We start from the raw sequence: 18,498 nt of genomic DNA, 5'->3' as shown, positions 1-18,498 counted from the left end.
CAAACCCGATACGTCCGGAAATCGGACGGTTGCGCTGCGGTTCGCGGCGACCGCGACCCGGCCGAATACCCGCCTGACCCGCTGCGCGCGGCGCGGCGCGCACTGGATGACGACCGGCACAACGGCTTTCACCCCCGGGCCGCGAGTCGGATCCGACTCGCCGGGGCGACCCGCTCGGGGGTCACCGGCGTCGCACATCACACGGGTGCCGTGGCACCCCGTCCACGGCCGATATGAGAGACCGGACACTCTCCCGCCGCACGGTCATCACCTCGCGAGGTCCTGAGCTGGACGCGCACCGGACGGCCCCGCGACCAGGGCGCGATAACTGCTCGCGCCGAATCGTGAACGGCGTTAACGAGTTACCGCGCCGACCGCGATAACCGAGGGGCCCCGTGGTCGCGAATACGGCCACATCGGGCCGCGATGAGAGTGCTTCGAGACTTCGGTGATCGACCGGCGCGGTAGGCAGCCGCGGCGGCCGGCCGGAGCCTCGCGGCGAATGGTGTCGGGCCGAGCGGATAGGTTTTCTGGGTGCTGTACGGCCGGATGGGGGAAGAACAGCGGATCGGAGCGGTGCTTTCGGAGGCCGGGCGGGGGCGGAGCGGGGTGCTGGCGTTGATCGCCGGTCCCGGGGAAGGTAAGTCGGCGCTGCTGGCGCGGGCGCGGGAGCTGGTGGACCCGCAGTGGCGGATTCTGCGCTGCACCGGGATGGAGACCGAGGCGGAATTGGCGTTCTCGGGCTTGCGGCAGTTGCTCGAGCCCGCGCTGCATCTGCGGGATCTGCTGCCGGAGCCGCAGCGGCTGGCGCTGGGCGGTGCGCTGGGTCTGGAGGACGCGGCGCATCCGGAGCGGTTCCTGGTCGGTCTGGCGACGCTGTCGCTGCTGGCGGAGTTGTCGGCGCTGGGACCGGTGCTGGTGCTGGTGGATGACGCGCAGTGGGTGGATCAGCCATCCATCGACGCGCTGATGTTCACCGCGCGGCGGCTCGGAAACGAGGGTGTGGCCATACTTTTCGCGGGTCGCCCGGATTTCTCCGCGCCCGCGCTGCCGCTGTTGACGCTCTCGCCCCTGGACACCGAGGCGGCCCGGGCGCTGCTGGCGGATCGAATGCCGCAGTTGCCCATGGAGATTCGGGATCGGGTGGTGGAGGAGTCGGCGGGTAATCCGCTGGCGCTGCTGGAATTGCCCGGTATGAACCTGGATTCGGTGCCGGTGGGTCCGCCTGCGCTGTCCGAACGGCTGCTGTCCGGCTATCAGGGTCATATCGCGCATCTGTCGGCGCGGGCACGGCTGGCGCTGCTGGTGGCGGCCGCCGATGCCGGGGGTGAACTCGGCGTGGTGCTGCGCGTGCTTTCCGCCCTGGGTATCGGCCCGGAGCCGCTGGCCGAGGCGGAGCACAGCACCATGCTGACGGTGACCGGGCAGTCCGTGGCCTTCCGGCATCCGCTGTTGCGGGCCGCGGCCTATCGCTCGGCGACCGAATCCGATCGGGTCACCGTGCACGCGGCCCTGGCCGTCGCGCTGGCGGCGGATCCGGATCGGCATGCCTGGCATCTGGCCGCCGCGACCACCGGACCGGTGGAATCCGTTGCGGCGCTGTTGGAAGCCGCTGCCGAGCGGGCCTGTGTGCGGACCGGGCACGGTGCGGCGGCGACCGCGTGGGAGCGGGCGGCGCGGCTCACCCCCGATCCGGCCGATCGCGCCCGCAGATTGGTGCGGGCGGTGGAGACCGCCGCGGATGCCGGGCAGTTCGCCCGGGCGCGGCGGCTGGCCGGGCAGGCCCGGGAGCTGACCGGGGATCCGGTGCATCACGCCCGGCTGTACTCGGTGCTCGCGCATATCGAATTCGAGCACGGCTCCCCCGCCACCGCGCTGCGGCTGTTGCAGGAGGGTGCGGCGGAAACCGCTGTGGCCGAACCATTGCGGGCCGCGGCCATGCTGTTGGACGCGGGCCGGGTGGCCTGGACGAACGGTGATATCGCGGGGATGCGGGTGTCGCGGGGCATGCTCGCGGGTTTGCCGCCGAGTCCGGACCGGGACAAGTTCCTGGGCGCCTATGACGGCACGCTGGCCCTGCTGGAACCCGATCCGTCGGCGGGTATCGCCCTGCTGCGCGGCAATAGCCTGCTGCCGGAGCAGATTCGGCATCATGAACCGGCGGTGCGTTTCGTGCTGGCCACCCAGGCGATCGTGATCGGCGACGTCGAGGTCGCGCGCGGGATTCTGGTGGAGTTGAGCGAATTGTGCCGTGCGCAGGGCAGATTGGGCTGGCTGGCCCCGGTCGAATTGATGCTGGGGCAGGTGGAATTCCTGGCGGGCCGGTTCCGCGATTCGGAATTGCTCTCCGCGGAGGGCAGGCGGATCGCCGAGAACACCGATCAGCCCATTCGAATGGTGCACGCCGATATGAACCTGGCCATGCTCGCGGCGGTGTCCGGTGCCGAGCAGCGCTGCCGGGAGCTGGCCGATTCGGCGTTCGCGCGCACCGATCTGGCCTCCACCCATCGCGCCCACTTCGATTGGGCGCTGGCGCTTTCGGATATGGGCGCGGGCCGCTGGGCCGAGGCGCTGGACCGGCTGGACGCACTGCTCGAGGTGCCCACCAGTCAGCCCGCGCAGTGGCTGGTGGTGCGGGCCGATCGCATCGAATGCGCGGTTCGCCTCAATCAGCCGGAGCGAGTGACGGATTCGCTCGATGAGCTGCGGCTGTGGGCGAAGGCGCTGGAGGCGCCGTGGGCGGAGGCGCTGCTGCGGCGCAGTATCGGGCTGCTGCACAATGACGCCGAATCCTTCGCGCGCGCAATGGATCTGCACGATATCGGCACCCGATGGTTCGATCGCGCGCGCTCGGGTCTGCTCTACGGTGAATGGCTGCGGCGGGAACGGCGCAATGACGCCGCGCGCACCGAACTCCGCGAGGCGCTCGATATCTTCGAGCGGCTGGGGACGCAGCCGTGGGCGCAGCGGGCCCGGCAGGAATTGCGGGCCGCGGGCGCGAGCGCGATTCCGGAGGGTTCGCGCGGTCCGGTCGCCGATCTGACCCCGCAGGAGTTGCAGGTGGCGCGGTTGGCGGCCACCGGCGCGACCAATAAGGAAATCGGCGCGGGACTGTTCCTGTCGCCCAAGACCGTCGGTCATCATCTGTCCAGGACGTTCCGCAAGCTCGGCGTCACCAGCCGGGTGGAATTGGCCCGGTTGCGCCTGGACTGAATATTGCATCACCGGCCGCCGGCGGGCTTGCGGGTGGCCCGGCCGCCCTTGGTCGCCCCCGTGGGTCGGAGCAGGCCGAAAAGCCCCGTGGTGTGCGCGAACACCCGGGGCGGCCGGGCGCTGACCAGCTCCTTGTAGCGCACCCCCGACTCACCGGTGAGCACCCGGCGGCGGGGTGCGCCGTCGGCGCGCACGAATCCGACGACGCCGTCGCCGCGGCCGAGGCTGACCGCTCGATACCGGTAGCCGAAGCGAAACGGCTTGGGCTCCTTGCCATTCAGTTGCCGGGCGATCGAATCCGCCACGTGCGCACCGGAAGGCACCGCACTCTGCGCGGTCGCGTGCACCTGCCCCCAGTTCTGCCGGATGGCGGCGGCATCGCCCGCGGCGTAGATATCGGGATGCGTCCGCGCGCGCAGACTGGGATCGGTGACGATGAGTCCCGCCGCGTCCGTGCCGATTCCGGACTCCGCCGCGAGCGCGTGCGCGCGCACCCCGGTGGTCCAGAGCGTGAGGTCCGAGGACAGCAGGTCGGTCGTTTCCCCCGCGCTCAGTTCGACGGCGTCGGGCAGCACCTTGGTCACCATGCCGCGCCGCACCCGTACGCCGAGCCGGTCGAAGCGGTCGTACACGTGCGCGCGGGCCGCGGGGCTCAGCGCGGCGGCGGGCTCGCCATTGCTGATCAGTGAAACCCGCAGTCCGGGATGGGCTTCCGCGATCTCGGCGGCGGTCTCGACACCGGTGAGCCCGCCGCCGCAGACGGTGACCGCGGCATCGGCGGGCAGGTCGGCGAGCCGCCGAGCCACCGTAGCGGCCTGTCGCACCGTATCGAGCGGATAGGCGTGCTGATCGGCGCCGGGCACCGCGTTCACCTCGGTGATGCCGCCGAGCGCGTAGACCAGGGTGTCGTAGTCGAGCACGCGCACCCGGCCGAGGGTTTCCACGCGCACCTGCCGGATCTCGGTGTCGATGACCGTCGCGGTGCCGCAGATGAATTCGATGCCGGTGCCGTCGACGAGGTGTTCGATCCGCAGGTCGTACAGGGTGTGCCCGGCGGCGAGCTGATGCAGGCGCAGGCGTTCGGTGAAGCGCGGGGACGGGTTGACCAGCGTGATGTGCACATCGCCGCGATGCCGCATCCGGCGGGACAGCCGCAGCGCGCTCATCATGCCCGCGTATCCGGCGCCCAGCACCACGACGTGGTGGTTGATGCTCATGGTCTCTCCCCTCTCGGCGGTCGTGTGTGCGGTTCAGCCCGCTAGGTGCGCCGCCCGTGGCACGCCGGCGTTCTCGAAATCGCACTGGCTCTGCGGTTTCCGTTCGCGCAGCACGGTGAGCACGACGATGGCGGCGACCGCGATTCCGGCGGCGGCGGTCAGGAAGGTGCTGTGCACGGCCGCGCCGTAGGCCCGGTGCGCGAGGGCGGTCAGGCCGGTGTCCTCGGTGCGCGCGGCCTCGGAGAGTGCGCCGATGAGCGAGTGCCGCACGGCTTCCGGGGCGTTCTCGGGCATGCGCGCGCTGAAGCGGTCGGCGAGCAGGCTGCCGAGCAGGGCCACGCCGAGGGCCGCGCCCGCCTGCTGCACGCTGTCGTTGAGCGTGGCGTCGGCGGGCGGGAGGGTGCCCGCGAGCATGGCGACCGCCGCCGGTACGGCCAGTCCGCTGCCCGCGCCGAGTACGCACAGCGCCAGCACGGTGAAGCCGGGTCCGTGTTCGGGGAGTTCGGCCAGCAGCGCCGATCCGGCCGCCATGGCCAGCATTCCGGCGCCGATGAGCGTGCCGCCGCCGATCCGCGCGCCCAGCCGGACCGCGATGCCGTTGCACAGCAGGGAGGCCAGGGCCATGGGCAGGAAGGTCAGCCCGACCTCGGCGGGCGAGTAGTTCCGCACGAATTGCAGATATTGGGTGAGCACCAGCAGCAGTCCGCCATTGCCGAGCTGCACCAGCAGCAGCGAGATCCCGCCGCCGGTGAAGTTCCGCTCGTGGAACAGGCGCGGCGAGATCATGGGCGCGGTGGTGTGCTGCTCCCAGGCGATGAAGCCGATCGCACCGGCGAACGCGGTGACCAGCAGCAGTGCGGTGTGGCCGTCGAAACCGTGCCGCGGCCAGGCGATGACGGCGGCGACGAAGGTGACGGTGGTGAGCACGGACAGCACCGCGCCGATCGGATCGGGCGTACGCCACGGCCCCCGGGATTCGGGCAGCAGCGCCAGCGCCCCGATGCCCGCCACCACGGTGATCGGCACATTGATCAGAAAGACCGCGCCCCATCCGAATTGCGTGATGAGCGCACCCGCCAGGATGGGTCCGCCGATGAGCCCGAGCATCGAGACACCGCCCCAGACCGCCATGGCGCGACAGCGTTCGTCCGCGGCGAAGACGGTGGTCAGGATGGATACCGTGCCCGGCATGATGATCGCCGCGCCGATGCCCATGCCGACCCGCGCCGCGATCAGCTGTTCCGGATTCGCGGCCAGGGCGGCGGCCAGTGAGGCCGCGCCGAACAGCAGCAGGCCGATGATCATGACCCGGCGCCGCCCGTAGCGATCGCCCAGGCTGCCCGCTGTGAGCAGTAGACCCGCGAAGACCAGCGTGTACGCGTCCAGCACCCACTGGATCAGCGCCGCGTCCGCGTCCAGCTCGCGCGCGATGGCCGGGACCGCCACGGTTAGCGACATGGTGTCGATGACCAGCACCATGGTGCTCAGGCACAGCACGATCAGGATGAGCCAGCGGCGCGGATCACGCTGGGCGGCGATGTCCATCGGCCAAACCCTTTCTCTCACAACAGCGGCACGATGGGCCCGATCGGGGCGGTGTACCGCACCGTGAACGCTAGGGGCGCGCGGGCCGGGGCGGTATCGGACGAATGCCTTAATCTGGCAGGTCACTGCCCTCGGAAGCAGTCCGATCGGGTGTCAATCCCGGCGAAACCCTCCGATCCGGTTCGCCATAGCCGATAGTTATGGAGGCGGCAGCGGTCGAATCCCGCTCGGGTGCCTGGGATTCCGGCCGCCTTCCCCGAAACCGGAACGCCCCCGGACATCTCGATGTCCGGGGGCGTTCTGGTTCGCCGCTATTTCGTGCGGGCGGGCAGCAGATCGCTCAGCGCTTCGTCCAGGGTCGGATAGCGGAAGCGGAATCCGCTGTGCCGCAGCACCTCCGAGGTGGCGTGCCGTCCGGTCAGGCCCAGCGCCGGATCGGTGCGCAGGAAGATCGCGCCGATGGTGAGCGCCGCCGCCGGGGTGGGCGGTGACCAGGGGCGGCGCAATTGCCGCCGCAGCGCTGTCATCAGCTCTTTATTGCGCACCGGGAAGTCGGTGGCGGCCACCACGATTCCATCGGGCAGGGTCACGGTCGGATCCAGGCCCAGGGCGGCGCGCACGATGCCCAGCCAATCGTCGAGGTGGATCCAGCTGAACCACTGGGTGCCGGGGCCGACGCTGCCGCCGAGTCCGGCCTTGGTGAGGGCCACCAGTCGCTTCATGGCGGGTGCGTCCGGATCGAGCACGATGGAGGTGCGCAGGACGGTGCGGTGTTCGGCGTTCGCGCCTTCGAAGGCTTCCTCCCACGGTTGTGCGACGCCGGTCATCTGCGGCAGTCCCGGGTCCGGCAGCGGAGTGCTTTCGGTGCAGCGGATTTCACCGGCATCGGACCAGATGGCGGTGGTGCTCGCCTGCACCCAGTAGGCGATCGGCCGTTCCAGGGTTTTCGACGCCTCCACCAGTACCGCGGTGGAATCGACTCGGCTGCGCCGCAATTCGGCGATATTGCGTTCGGTGGGACGGCAGTCCACCAGCTTGCCCGCCAGGTTGATGATCGCGGTCGGCCCCGGATTGCGCAGTGCCGCAGCCCATTCCCCGATCGAGCGGCCATCCCATTCGAACTGCGCGTACGGCAGTTCGGCGACCGCGCGCCGGGTCAGGATGCGCACCCGCTGGCCACGGCAGGTGAGGTCGGCGGCCAGGGTGCGGCCGAGCGCGCCGGTGCCGCCCGCGATCACCACGGTGAGCGCGTCCGCGGCGGGGCGCAATCCGGCCAGGCGGGCCAGCCGGGCGAAACAGGTGTGCGCGTCGGTCTCGAGTAGCCCGCCGACCACCTTCCGTGCGACCGCCGCCGACGCTCCGCTGAACGTGAGCTGCTGCGTGACCTCGGTGCCGCCGTCGCGCGGGGTCAGCGTCCAGCGCAATCGCATGGTGCCCGCGGGTTCGGGCTGTTCCAGCGTCAGTTCCCGCTCGGGCACGAAGGTGGCGATGGTGAACGGTTTGGCGAATCGGCCGTGCACCGCCTCGTTCGCACGACCCCGCGGCAGATAGTCGCCCGTACTCCCGGCACCCGGCGCGGCGTGCAGGGTCACCGAGGTGACGGCCGGATTCCATTCGGGCCAGCGAGCCGGATCACCCAGTACGGCCCAGATCCGCTCGGGCGGAAGGGCGACCCACTGGCTGTACATCGTTGTACGAGGCATACACCGACGCTATAACCGCTGGGGCCGGGCCGGAAGCGTGGGCTTGGTCGCATTGGGAACCGAACGCGTATCGGGTCCCCCGGCCTACACTGCGGGCCATGAGCGATTCGCCCCTGCCGCGCGGCATCGGTGCGCCGGCGACCCGAGCCCTCACCGCCGCGGGCTATTCGCGGCTCGAACAACTCGCGGGAGTGCCCGAGGCCGAACTGCTGGCCCTGCACGGCGTCGGACCCAAGGCGATTCGCCTGCTGGGTGCGGCGCTCGCGGAGCAGGGCCTGGCATTCGGCTGATCCCGCGAATCAGGCGACGAAGCCGCGTTCGATAATGGCCGCGGTGTCCACGCCGGTGGGCAGGGTGCCGAAGGCGATGCCCCAGTCGCCGCCGAATCGGGTGGCGCAGAAGGCATCCGCCACGGCGGGGTTGCCGTGCCGGACGAGCTGGGAGCCCTGCAGCACCAGCGCCATCTGCTCGACGACGCGGCGCGCGCGGTATTCGATATCGGCGAGATCGGTGAGTTCCTTGCCGATGCGGTCGATGGCGGTATCCAGGGCGGCGTTCGCACCGCGCGCCAGCGACACCTCGTCGAAGTACGCCTGCACGCTCTCGGGCTGACGGGCCATGGCGCGCAACGCGTCCAGGGCCGCAACATTGCCCGAACCCTCCCAGATGGACATGAGCGGGGCTTCGCGGTAGAGGCGGGGCAGGCCCGACTCCTCCACATATCCATTGCCGCCCAGGCATTCCAGCGCTTCGGCGGCGTGCGCGGGGGCGCGCTTGCACACCCAGTACTTGGTGATGGCCAAGGCGATGCGCCGGAACGCGGCCTCGGACTCGTCACCGGCGGCGGCGCGATCGGTGGCACCGGCTAGCCGCATCATGACGGTGGTGGCGGCATCGGATTCGATCACCAGATCGGACAGCACATTACGCATGGCGGGCTGATCGATCAGGTTGGCCCCGAACGCCTTTCGATGCCGGGCATGGTGCACCGCGAAAGCCACGCCCGCGCGCATACCGGTGGCGGAGCCGATCACGCAGTCCAGGCGCGTCATATTGACCATTTCGATAATGGTCTTCACGCCCGCGCCCTCCGCGCCGACCAGCCAGCCGATGGCGTTCTCGTATTCGATCTCCGAGGACGCGTTGGACTTATTGCCCAGCTTGTCCTTGAGGCGTTGCAGCCGAAGGGTATTGCGCGAACCGTCCGGCAGCACGCGCGGCAGCAGGAAACAGGAGAGCCCGCCCGGCGCCTGCGCGAGGGTCAGGAACATATCCGACATGGGCGCGGAGGTGAACCACTTGTGGCCCACGATGCGGTACGTGCCGTCGGAAAGCGGTGTGGCCGTGGTGGTATTGGCGCGGACGTCGGAGCCGCCCTGCTTCTCGGTCATCGACATACCGGCGATCAGACCGGCTTTCGAGGACGGCTCACGCAGCCCGTAGTCGTATTCGCGCGAAGCCAGCAGCGGTTCGAAGCGCGCGGACAATTCCGGATTGTGCCGCAGCGCGGGCACCACCGCGTAGGTCATGGAGATCGGGCACATATGCCCGGCGTCGGCCACACCCCAGGTGTAGAACTTGGCCGCGCGCGCCACATGCGCGCCGGACCGCTCGTCCTGCCACGGTGAGCCGTGCAGGCCATGCGCCACAGCGACTTTCATCAGATCGTGCCAGTGCGGGTGGAATTCCACCTCGTCCACGCGATTGCCGAACCGGTCGTGGGTGTGCAGCACGGGCGGGTACGCGTTGGCGAGCCGTCCCCACTCCTGCGCCTCGACACCGCCTGCGAGCGCGCCGAGTTCGCGCACTTCGGCCTCGGCCCAGCCCGCGCCCTCGCGATGCAGCCCCTCGATGAGCGCGGGGTTGCGCGAATTGTCGAACGGCACGATGTCCGGGGCCTGGTTGAACACATCATGCGTATGCATGCGAGGACTCCTTATTCCTGGGGCACGCCGAGCGCGCGCAGCGCGAAGGCGACGAGTTCGGGCACCACCGATTCACTCTCCAACTGTTCGGCGAGCGGTCCGACCAGCACTTCACCGATCGCGCCGACCAGCGCGGTGGCGCTGGTGCGCGGATCCTGCGGCGGCAGTTGACCACTGGCCACGCCCTCGGCCACTGCGGCTTCGAAGGTCTCCGCGAAGGCACGGCGGAAGCGCAACCGCTCCGCGTCGACGGCGGCGTCCACCGGCTCCGCGAGGAGTACGTAGGCCAATTTGGGGTTCTTCAGCGCGCGTCCGGCGAAGGTTTCGACGGCGGCGATGACCCGCTGCCGAGCCGACCTGAGGTCGGGATCAGCGGCGACGGTGGTGATCGACCCGCCGTCCGCGCTATCGGCATCGGCTCGGGTGCTGCTCGCACCACCCGCCGCGGCCACTTCCGCGACCTCCCGGGTGACCACCTCGCGGAAGACGGCGGTGACCAATTCGGCTTTGCCGCTGAAGGTTTTGTAGACGGTGCCGGTGGCGACACCCGCTTCGCCGGCGACCGCCGCCATGGACAGTCCGGCGAAGCCGTCGCGGGAGAGCACCGTCATGGCGGCCCGCACGATCGATCCGGCCTGGGCATCGAGGCGGGCCTGTACGGCGGGGGTTCTGCGGTAGGCCACGCAAGAAGTGAACCACTGATTCATTTCTTTGCGCAAGACCTGTTCGCCGCCCGTATTTACGGCGTATGGTCGAGCCCGTGAGCGTACGAGTCGAACGCAATGGCCCCGTGACCACCGTGATCCTGCACCGCCCCGAGGCCCGCAATGCCGTCGACGGACCCACCGCCCGGGCGCTGGCCGACGCCTTCCGCGACTTCGACGCCGATCCCGACGCGGCCGTCGCGGTGCTCTGGGGCGACGGCGGCACCTTCTGCGCCGGAGCCGACCTGAAGGGGCTCGGCACCGAACGCTCCAATGTCGTCACCGAGGACGGCGACGGCCCCATGGGCCCCACCCGCATGATCCTGTCCAAGCCGGTCATCGCCGCCGTCTCCGGCTACGCGGTCGCGGGCGGACTGGAACTCGCGCTCTGGTGCGATCTGCGAATCGCGGAGCAGGACAGTACTTTCGGCGTTTTCTGCCGACGCTGGGGCGTCCCGCTCATCGACGGCGGCACTGTCCGGCTGCCCCGCATCATCGGCCACGGCCGCGCCATGGACCTGATCCTCACCGGCCGCGCCGTCTCCGCCACCGAGGCGCTGCAGATCGGCCTGGCCACCCGGGTCGTCCCGAACGGCGAATCCCGCCGCGCCGCAGAGGAACTCGCCCTGCAACTCGCCGCCCTCCCGCAAACCTGCCTCCGCTCGGACCGCATGTCCGCGCTGGAACAGGACGGCCTGGACGAGCCGACCGCCATCACCAACGAACTCCGCCACGGCCTCAAAGCCCTGGCCGACGGCGCGCTGGAGGGTGCGCAGCGCTTCGCCTCCGGCGCGGGACGGCACGGTCAGCCCAGCTGACTTCCCGGCGCGCGAAGCGCGTCCGAATCGGCTCACCGATACCGGCGAGCCGCCGATGGCCGCGGGCGGGCGGATCCGCGGCCCGGACCGGTACGCTGCGCTGCGATGGATCGGCTGAGCGTGGTGGACGAGATGTTCCTGCGCGCGCATCGGGGCATGGGTACCCCGATCGCGTTGCAGGGCCTTTGGCGTACCGCCGATCCGGTCGATCGGGAATTGCTGGAGCGGATTCACGCGGCCCTGCGGACCGGACCGCTGGGGCGGCGGGTGATCCGATCCCGGGTGCCGGGGGCGCGGCCGCGCTGGCAGACCACCGAGTGGGCGCATCCGCCCGCACTCACGGAGACTGCGATTCCCGCTGCGGCACTGCTGGATTGGGCCGACGCACAGGGCGACGACCTCGATCCGGAGATAGGTCCGGGCTGGCGGGTGTCCGCGACCGAACTGCTCGAGGGCGGCTGCGTGATGTCGCTGACCTGCTCGCACGCCCTCGCCGACGGCCGCGCACTGACCCTGGCCATCGACCACGCACTGGCGGGCACCCCGCTGGCCGCACCCGTTGCGGGACATACGGATTGGGCCGACGCCCGCCGACAGTGGACCACCGTCATCGGCGGCACCGCCCGCGCCCTGCGCCGCGGTTTGCCGAAACGCCCGGAGCCGCCGCGCGATCGGACCGCACCGTGGTCCGATGGTCGTTCCGTGCCGGTCACCCGCAGTGCGATCACGCAGGTATCCGCGCGCGACTGGAATCGGGTCGCGGTCGCCCATGACGGCACCGCGAATAGCCTCTTCGTACACGTCATCGCGAATATGCTGTGGGACAGCGGTTTCCAGGAATCCACCATCACCGCCAGCCTCCCCGTCGACACCCGTGACGAACCGCGCGTCGACAATGACATGGCCATGACGGAAATCGTCATCACCCGCGATGACACCCCCGCCACCCTGCGCCACAAGGCCCGCACCGCCTACGAGCACCGCATGACCAGCCCCGGCGGCATCCCCGAGGAACTCCTCCAGGTAATCCCCGACCGCTGGGCCTACGCCCTGGCCAAGGGCGCGGGCGAACGAGACATCCTGTGCTCCAACATCGGAACCCTCCCCGACTCACTGCTGTCCCTCGGCCCGCACCCCTGCACCGGCGTCGCCGCCCGCGCCATCCACCCCGGCCTGCGCCCAGACCGCCTCCCCCGCACCCGCCTCTCCGGCTACCTCACCCGCATAGCCGACAGCTACACCCTCTCGGTCGTAAGCCTCGACCCCGACGCCGCCCACTCCCCCGCCGCCCTGGCGGACAAGGCTTTGGCAGACCTCGGCCTCACCGGAACTCGCTGGTAGCTCCCCAAATCCACCGACCCCCCCGTCATCCCGGCATGCTTTTGGCCGGGATCCACACCCGCGAATGACGCCCGCTCGCGTCAGAATCCCGCGCTCACGCTCTCCGCCGAACGCGCCCGAACATATTCCGGCACTTCGATTCCCGCCGCGAGATCGGCCGAATCGACCGGCGCATCCCACACCTGACGCAGCGGCAGCACACCCGCCCAGGCCGCACCCGCGGCGATATCGGATTCCTCATCGCGCGGTCCGCCGGTGCGCATTTTCACCGACGCCTCGGTGAGGTCGAGGGCGAGCACCATGGTGGCGGCCATTTCCTTCTTGTTGGGTGAGCGCACCGCATCCCACGCGCCGGGAGCCACGTGTTCCACGATCACCCGTAGTCCGTGCATGCGCTCCTCCGGATCGGTGAGTTCGACCGGGCGGGCGTGGATTACGGCCGACCGGTAGTTCATCGAGAAGTGCATGGCCGACCGCGCGTAGACCACGCCGTCGAGGTGCGTGACGGCCACGGATACGTCCCCGGTCATGGCGGCGCGCAGGTTGCCCGCACCGGTGGAGCCGTGCAGATACAGCGTGTCCCCTTCGCGCCCATAGGTAGTGGGAATCACGACGGGGCTGCCGCCCAGTACCACGCCGAGGTGGCAGAGCAGTCCGGCGTCGAGCACCGCGTCGAGTTCGGCGCGGTCGGTGGCTCCGCGCTCCCTGGAGCGGTTGAGCGCACTGCGCGGGGTGGGTGACAATGGCGTCCGGGTGGCTGGCTCGGTCATACGTCCAGCATCGCGCGCGCATTGGCATTACTGAATAGCCAATTCGAAGCAAGAATGAAAGACCACTTTTCGGGGGAGCACTCGTGCCGTTCACACTCGCGCATCCGGCCGCGGTGCTGCCGCTGGCCCGCAGGCTCTGGCTCCCAGGCCTGGTGGCGGGCAGTCTCGCTCCCGATATGCCGTATTACCTCCCGATCGGCGTGGATGGCGAGCTGACCCATTCACCCGTCGGGCTCCCGATCGATCTGCTGCTCGGAGTGGCCCTGCTCGCACTGGGCCGGATACTCCGCCGCCCGGTCCTGTCCCTGCTCGGCCGGTCGGCCGCGCCGAGCCGAACCAGCTGGTGGCGCGCCTGCGCCGCGATCTTGGTCGGCGCGCTGACTCATCTCGCCTGGGACGCGTTCACCCATACGGACGGTGTGGTGGTCCAGCACTGGGAGCCGATGCGCGAGTCCGTTATCGGCCCGCATCGCGTGTACAACGTCTTCGGCTACCTGTCCTCCGTCGGCGGACTGCTCATACTCACCTGGTTCACCCTGCGCTGGTTCCGCCGCGCCGAGCCCGGACCGACAGCAGCGCAACGGAAGTGGGTAGTCACGGGAATCGCGACGGCCGCGGCGATAGGTGCCGCCATCGCCGCCACCGACCCGGTCGTGGACATCAGCCTCTACGACTGCGTCCGGCACCTGCTGGTCGGCGCAATGCAAGGCGCGGCAATGCTTTTCATCTCCTTGGTAGCGCTTGTCACCGTAAGCGACTGGCGCAAGCGGCGTTTCGCGACTCGGCCCGATCGAAACACCGTCACCGCGCCGGAGTGAACCAACTCGGTTCCGTAAACACCTGCACACCAGAAGATTCCACAGTTATCCACAGCCGCCGTTCGGCACCCCAATGGATTTCGTTGTACACACCCGCTGTGGATCGCGCGGCGGCACCGCGCTCGAACCGCGAAACACCACCCCGCGCTCGAACCAGACCACCCTCGGCAGTGGCAAGCTGAACCCGACTGGATTCCGGACAACGGGGAGACCACTTTCATGACGGAGGCGGGCAAAAACCGTGCGGTGGTGGTCGACGACCTACCGCTGGTTGTCGACCGCGATTCGAGCGTGCCGCTCGCGGTGCAGGTCGCGGACGGTTTACGCGGTGCGGCGACCACCGGTGCGCTGCGCGGCGGAGATCGGCTGCCGTCCTCACGCGAGCTGGCCGCCCGCCTGGGCGTGAGCCGAACCGTGGTCACCGCCGCCTACGACCAGTTGCACGCCGAGGGCTGGCTGAGCGGCCGGCACGGCTCCGGGACATATCTGACGGCCGCACCGGAACCGGTGGCGGCGCAGGCCGCCACCGCCGAGCGGGCCGATCCGACCGTCGGACTCCTCGATCTGGGCGCTGGCGCACCCTGCGTGGAGGTGATCGATCCGGCTGCCTGGCGACGGGCCTGGCGCGCGGTCGCGGATCGAAATCCCTTGGTGCGCAGGGACCGTGCCGGGGAACCGGACTACCTCGCGGCGGTCGCGGAGCATCTGCTCCGGCATCGCGGACTGGTGGCCGGGAGCGGCAGCGTGGTACTGGCGACGGCCGGAACCAGTACGGCGGTGGGCGAACTGGCGGCCGCCCTGCTGCGTCCCGGCGATGTGGCCGCCATCGAGGATCCCGGATATTCGCGGGCCGCGGGGGCCTTCCAGGCCGCGGGCATTCGCCTGGTACCGGTCCCGGTGGATGCCGACGGATTGCGGGTCGATCAACTGCCGCTGGATGCCAAAATGGTGTATTGCACTCCGGCACACCAGTTTCCGATGGGCGCGCGCATGCCCGCAGCCCGCCGCATCGAACTCGTCGAATTCGCCCGGCGCACCGGCGCTCTCATTATCGAGGACGACTACGACGGCGAATTGCGCTATGACACCTCACCTTTGCCGCTGCTGGCGGCCCTGGCCCCGGAACTGGTCGTACACCTGGGCACCACCAGCAAGATCCTCACCCCGACCCTCGGCGTGGGCTGGCTGGTGGCGGCCCCGGCCGTGACCGACGCGATCCGCGCGCATCGCGAACTCACCGGCACCGGCCCCTCCCCCGCCGGTCAGCAGGTGGTGGCGGAATTCGCCCGAAATGGCGACCTGGCCCGGCATCTGCGCCGGTTGCGCCGCGAGATGCCGCCGCGCCGCGCACTCGTCGCCGAGGAATTGCGCCGCCGCGGCCTGGAGGTGCGCGGTGACGACGCGGGCTCCCATCTGCTGGTGCCGCTGGCTACGGCCGCCCAGGAGGAGGCCGTCGTGGCCGCGGCGGCGCAGGCGGGGGTCTACCTCGACGGGCTGGGCCGCTACACCCGCGGCCCGCGCCAGAACTTCGGCATCGCGCTCGGCTATGCCGCCCTGTCCCGGGCCGAACTCCCGGTCGCGGTGCGGTTGGCCGGGGATGCGCTGGCGCACGTCGTACAGTGGAGCCCATGAGCGAACAGGACATCCTCGCGCGCATCAAAACCCTGGTTGACCAGGAACACGAGCTCCGCACCAAGAACACGCAGGGCGAGATCGACCCGGAGACCGAACGCCGTCAGCTCGCCGAGCTCGAAGTCGCCCTCGATCAGTGCTGGGACCTGCTGCGGCAGCGCCGCGCCCGCCTCGACCAGGGCCGCAATCCGGAGGAGGCGCAGTCCAACTCCGCCCGCCAGGTAGAGGGCTATCTGCAGTAGCCCCGAGGGTGGAGCTGGCCGAATTTCGCGGTCGGCGCACCCGCGCACCCCGCTACCATCGGTTGATGGTGGCAACAGTCGATATCAAGACCGCGGACGGCGTCGTGCGCGGTTCCCAGGGCCGCCGCGTGTCACGCTGGCGGTCCATTCCTTTCGCGGCTCCCCCGGTGGGCGAACTCCGTTTCCGGGCGCCGCAGCCCGTGCAACCGTGGAGCGGGGTGCGGGACGCCACCCAATTCGGTTTCGCCGCAATGCAACACCGGCGCGGTGCGCAGATCGGGGCGCGGCAGCAGCAGCCGACGGGTGAGGACTGCCTGACGCTCAATGTCACCGCGCCCAACGCGCCTTCGTCCACACCGCGCCCGGTCATGGTGTTCATTCACGGCGGCGGCTATTTCATCGGCACCTCCGCGCTGGGCCTGTATTCGGGTGCGCGGCTGGCGGTGCGCGGTGATGTGATCGTGGTGTCGATGAACTATCGGCTGGGCGCGTTCGGGTATGTCGATTTCAGCGAATACTCCACTGCCACCGCACAATTCGACACCAACCTGGGCCTGCGGGATCAGGTGGCGGCGCTGGAATGGGTGCGGCGCAATATCGCCGCGTTCGGCGGCGATCCGGGCAATGTCACCATTTTCGGTGAATCCGCCGGGGCGCACGCGGTGCTCGCACTGATGGCCGCGCCCGCCGCCGCGGGACTGTTCCATCGGGGCATCGCGCAGAGTCCGCCCGCGGACTGGGGGCCGTCGCAGGCCGATGCCAAGCTGTTCGCACAGCGCTGTCTGGCCAAACTCGGCGCTGATTCCGGCACGGCCGCCGAAGCGCTGCTCAGCGCGCGGCCCAATGACATTCGCCGCGCGGTGGATCGCGCGGTCAACGAGGTGATGCGGAATCAGCCCGGCATCTTCCCGGCCGCACCCGAGATCGACGGCGATTTCCTCCCGCAATCCATTCCGGATGCTTTCACCAGCGGAAACGCGCATCGGGTGCCGCTGATCATCGGCACCAACCGCGATGAGGGCACGCTCTTCGTACGCTTCGACGACACCCTGCCCACCACGCCCGAACGCCTGCACTGGGTGCTGAAGCAGGTGGGCGGCGATGCCGAATCCCGGGTCACCGCGGCCTATCCGGGCTTCCCGGACCGCAAGACGACGGTGCGCATGGGCGGCGATTTCACCTTCTGGCGGCCGTCGCTCGAGGTCATGGCGGGTCACAGCCGATTCGCGCCGACGTACGCCTATCGCTACGACTTCGCCCCGCGCACCATGCAACTCGCGGGTTTCGGCGCGACGCACGCGCTGGATCTGATCCCGGTCTTCGGTGCGACGACCACGCCGGTCGGCCGGGCGCTCACCGCCGCCGGTGGCGGCCGCGGCTTCCGCGCGGTTTCCCGTCAGTTCCAAGACAATTGGCTGTCCTTCGCCCGCACCGGCGCACCCCTGCCGAACTGGCCCGCCTATACCGAGGACCGTCGCGCCACCATGATCATCGACTACCCGTCGCGAGTCGAGAACGACCCCGAACGCGCGAAACGCCTTGCCTGGCAGGGAGTTCACCTGCCCGCGCTGGTTTAGCCGACCTTCGATACCGCCGAATCATCCGGGTGATTCGGCGGTGTCACTCGACCGGCCGCGAATCTACTTGAGCAGCCGTGACATTCGCCGGTCGGCGAGAATCTTGCCGCCGGTCTGACAGGTGGCACAGTACTGAAAAGACTTGTCCGCGAACGCGACTTCGCGCACGATATCGCCGCAGACCGGACAGGGCAGACCGGTGCGCCCGTGCACCTGCATCCCGGATCGCTTCTCCCCCTTGAGGCGTGCGGCATCCTGCCCAACCGAGCGTGCGATGGCATCGGCCAGAATCTCGCGCATGGTGGCGTACAACCGCGCCACCTGCTCCTGATCCAGCGTCGACGAATTGGCGAACGGCGAGAGCTTGGCGGTGTGCAGGATCTCGTCCGAATAGGCATTGCCGATTCCGGCGATCAGGGTCTGATCGGTGAGCGCGTTCTTGATCCGCTGCGTCGTGCTCTTCAGGATCTCCGCGAATTCCGGCTCCCCCACCACCATGGCATCGGGTCCGAGCCGGGCGATACTCGGCACCAGCAGCGGATCCGGCACGATCCACACCGCCAGCCGCTTCTTGGTCCCCGCCTCGGTGAGATCGAACGCGGGCGTATCCCCCTCCGGAGTGAAGAAATGCACCCGCAGCGCGAGCGGCCCTTTCCCCGGTTTGGGCGGTGTCGCGGACGGATCGTCGAGCCACCGCAACCAACCCCCGCGCGACAGATGCGTGATCAACCACAGCCCATCGCAGTCGAGCCCGAGATGTTTGCCCCAGTGTCCCGCCCCGGTGACATCCCGCCCCGATAGCGCGGTCGCCGGTGGATCGAAGGTCTTCAGCACGCTCAGCGCCGCGATATCGACCCGTCCCACGACCGCACCCACCGCATGCGCGCTCAAAAACTGCTCGAGCGCCACAATCTCTGGTAGCTCAGGCACCCCCGCAGCCTACCGACCTCCACCGACACCCGCAGTGGTCACACGCGCGACCGCAGCGATGCG

The 18,498-nt window shown here is 69.7% G+C and carries 15 protein-coding genes; 8 read left to right on the top strand and 7 right to left on the bottom strand.

The window, feature by feature from the left end; all coding sequences use genetic code 11:
- The first annotated feature begins 534 nt into the window (after nt 1-534).
- A complete protein-coding gene (locus ACFC4D_RS25070; protein WP_375964644.1) occupies nt 535-3,213 on the top strand; it encodes a LuxR C-terminal-related transcriptional regulator in 2,679 nt (892 codons plus the stop codon).
- Between the two features lie 8 nt (nt 3,214-3,221).
- On the opposite strand, the gene ACFC4D_RS25065 is transcribed toward ACFC4D_RS25070, so the two are convergent.
- The 3 genes from ACFC4D_RS25065 to ACFC4D_RS25055 form a co-directional block, all read right to left on the bottom strand.
- Nucleotides 3,222-4,430, bottom strand: a complete 1,209-nt coding sequence (locus ACFC4D_RS25065) for an NAD(P)/FAD-dependent oxidoreductase (RefSeq protein ID WP_376066929.1) — start codon at nt 4,428-4,430, stop codon at nt 3,222-3,224.
- A gap of 33 nt (nt 4,431-4,463) precedes the next feature.
- Nucleotides 4,464-5,975 (bottom strand): MFS transporter, encoded by a 1,512-nt coding sequence (locus ACFC4D_RS25060; protein ID WP_376066927.1) that lies wholly within the window; start codon nt 5,973-5,975, stop codon nt 4,464-4,466.
- A gap of 311 nt (nt 5,976-6,286) precedes the next feature.
- Nucleotides 6,287-7,678, bottom strand: coding sequence for a DUF1731 domain-containing protein (locus ACFC4D_RS25055; protein WP_376066926.1), 1,392 nt, complete (start codon nt 7,676-7,678; stop codon nt 6,287-6,289).
- 98 nt (nt 7,679-7,776) lie between these two features.
- Between ACFC4D_RS25055 and ACFC4D_RS25050 the strand changes: the two genes are divergently transcribed.
- Nucleotides 7,777-7,968 (top strand): DNA-binding protein, encoded by a 192-nt coding sequence (locus ACFC4D_RS25050; protein WP_375964634.1) that lies wholly within the window; start codon nt 7,777-7,779, stop codon nt 7,966-7,968.
- A 9-nt stretch (nt 7,969-7,977) separates the two neighbouring features.
- Here the strand turns inward: ACFC4D_RS25050 and ACFC4D_RS25045 are convergent, their stop codons facing one another.
- Nucleotides 7,978-9,603, bottom strand: a complete 1,626-nt coding sequence (locus tag ACFC4D_RS25045; RefSeq protein WP_376066924.1) for an isovaleryl-CoA dehydrogenase — start codon at nt 9,601-9,603, stop codon at nt 7,978-7,980.
- A gap of 11 nt (nt 9,604-9,614) precedes the next feature.
- On the bottom strand, nt 9,615-10,286 hold the full coding sequence (locus ACFC4D_RS25040) for a TetR/AcrR family transcriptional regulator (RefSeq protein ID WP_376066921.1): 672 nt from the start codon (nt 10,284-10,286) through the stop codon (nt 9,615-9,617).
- A 65-nt stretch (nt 10,287-10,351) separates the two neighbouring features.
- Here ACFC4D_RS25040 and ACFC4D_RS25035 point away from each other — a divergent pair, with 65 nt between their 5' ends.
- Both ACFC4D_RS25035 and ACFC4D_RS25030 read left to right on the top strand, forming a co-directional pair.
- On the top strand, nt 10,352-11,125 hold the full coding sequence (locus ACFC4D_RS25035; RefSeq protein WP_376066920.1) for a crotonase/enoyl-CoA hydratase family protein: 774 nt from the start codon (nt 10,352-10,354) through the stop codon (nt 11,123-11,125).
- Nucleotides 11,126-11,230: 105 nt separating this feature from the next.
- Nucleotides 11,231-12,466, top strand: a complete 1,236-nt coding sequence (locus ACFC4D_RS25030; protein ID WP_376066917.1) for a hypothetical protein — start codon at nt 11,231-11,233, stop codon at nt 12,464-12,466.
- Between the two features lie 80 nt (nt 12,467-12,546).
- Here ACFC4D_RS25030 and ACFC4D_RS25025 read toward each other — a convergent pair whose 3' ends face one another.
- Nucleotides 12,547-13,236, bottom strand: a complete 690-nt coding sequence (locus tag ACFC4D_RS25025; RefSeq protein ID WP_364642475.1) for a pyridoxamine 5'-phosphate oxidase family protein — start codon at nt 13,234-13,236, stop codon at nt 12,547-12,549.
- Nucleotides 13,237-13,319: 83 nt separating this feature from the next.
- On the opposite strand from ACFC4D_RS25025, the gene ACFC4D_RS25020 reads away from it, so the two are divergent.
- From ACFC4D_RS25020 to ACFC4D_RS25005, 4 genes are all read left to right on the top strand, one after another.
- A complete protein-coding gene (locus ACFC4D_RS25020) occupies nt 13,320-14,054 on the top strand; it encodes a DUF4184 family protein (RefSeq protein WP_376066914.1) in 735 nt (244 codons plus the stop codon).
- A 219-nt stretch (nt 14,055-14,273) separates the two neighbouring features.
- Nucleotides 14,274-15,686: a PLP-dependent aminotransferase family protein gene (locus tag ACFC4D_RS25015; protein ID WP_376066912.1), complete on the top strand. Its 1,413-nt coding sequence runs from the start codon at nt 14,274-14,276 to the stop codon at nt 15,684-15,686.
- The gene (locus ACFC4D_RS25010; protein WP_364642484.1) at nt 15,683-15,928 is read left to right on the top strand and encodes a DUF2630 family protein; all 246 of its coding nucleotides are present in this window, start codon (nt 15,683-15,685) and stop codon (nt 15,926-15,928) included. Before ACFC4D_RS25015 ends, ACFC4D_RS25010 begins: the two co-directional genes overlap by 4 nt.
- A 65-nt stretch (nt 15,929-15,993) precedes the next feature.
- Nucleotides 15,994-17,505 (top strand): carboxylesterase/lipase family protein, encoded by a 1,512-nt coding sequence (locus tag ACFC4D_RS25005; protein WP_375964616.1) that lies wholly within the window; start codon nt 15,994-15,996, stop codon nt 17,503-17,505.
- A gap of 63 nt (nt 17,506-17,568) precedes the next feature.
- On the opposite strand, the gene ACFC4D_RS25000 is transcribed toward ACFC4D_RS25005, so the two are convergent.
- Nucleotides 17,569-18,435: an Fpg/Nei family DNA glycosylase gene (locus ACFC4D_RS25000; protein WP_376066910.1), complete on the bottom strand. Its 867-nt coding sequence runs from the start codon at nt 18,433-18,435 to the stop codon at nt 17,569-17,571.
- Nucleotides 18,436-18,498 lie beyond the last annotated feature (63 nt).

Origin of the sequence: Nocardia sp. NPDC056000, assembly GCF_042269265.1 — a bacterium.
Lineage (GTDB): Bacteria > Actinomycetota > Actinomycetes > Mycobacteriales > Mycobacteriaceae > Nocardia.
This window is presented reverse-complemented; position numbering and strand designations above follow the sequence as displayed.

Bases quoted from the DNA above. Each gene is read 5' to 3' on its own strand.
- ACFC4D_RS25065 (WP_376066929.1), bottom strand. From the start codon at position 4,430: ATGAGCATCAACCACCACGTCGTGGTGCTGGGCGCCGGATACGCGGGC.
- ACFC4D_RS25060 (WP_376066927.1), bottom strand. From the start codon at position 5,975: ATGGACATCGCCGCCCAGCGTGATCCGCGCCGCTGGCTCATCCTGATC.
- ACFC4D_RS25055 (WP_376066926.1), bottom strand. From the start codon at position 7,678: ATGCCTCGTACAACGATGTACAGCCAGTGGGTCGCCCTTCCGCCCGAG.
- ACFC4D_RS25050 (WP_375964634.1), top strand. From the start codon at position 7,777: ATGAGCGATTCGCCCCTGCCGCGCGGCATCGGTGCGCCGGCGACCCGA.
- ACFC4D_RS25045 (WP_376066924.1), bottom strand. From the start codon at position 9,603: ATGCATACGCATGATGTGTTCAACCAGGCCCCGGACATCGTGCCGTTC.
- ACFC4D_RS25035 (WP_376066920.1), top strand. From the start codon at position 10,352: ATGGTCGAGCCCGTGAGCGTACGAGTCGAACGCAATGGCCCCGTGACC.
- ACFC4D_RS25030 (WP_376066917.1), top strand. From the start codon at position 11,231: ATGGATCGGCTGAGCGTGGTGGACGAGATGTTCCTGCGCGCGCATCGG.
- ACFC4D_RS25025 (WP_364642475.1), bottom strand. From the start codon at position 13,236: ATGACCGAGCCAGCCACCCGGACGCCATTGTCACCCACCCCGCGCAGT.
- ACFC4D_RS25015 (WP_376066912.1), top strand. From the start codon at position 14,274: ATGACGGAGGCGGGCAAAAACCGTGCGGTGGTGGTCGACGACCTACCG.
- ACFC4D_RS25010 (WP_364642484.1), top strand. From the start codon at position 15,683: ATGAGCGAACAGGACATCCTCGCGCGCATCAAAACCCTGGTTGACCAG.
- ACFC4D_RS25005 (WP_375964616.1), top strand. From the start codon at position 15,994: ATGGTGGCAACAGTCGATATCAAGACCGCGGACGGCGTCGTGCGCGGT.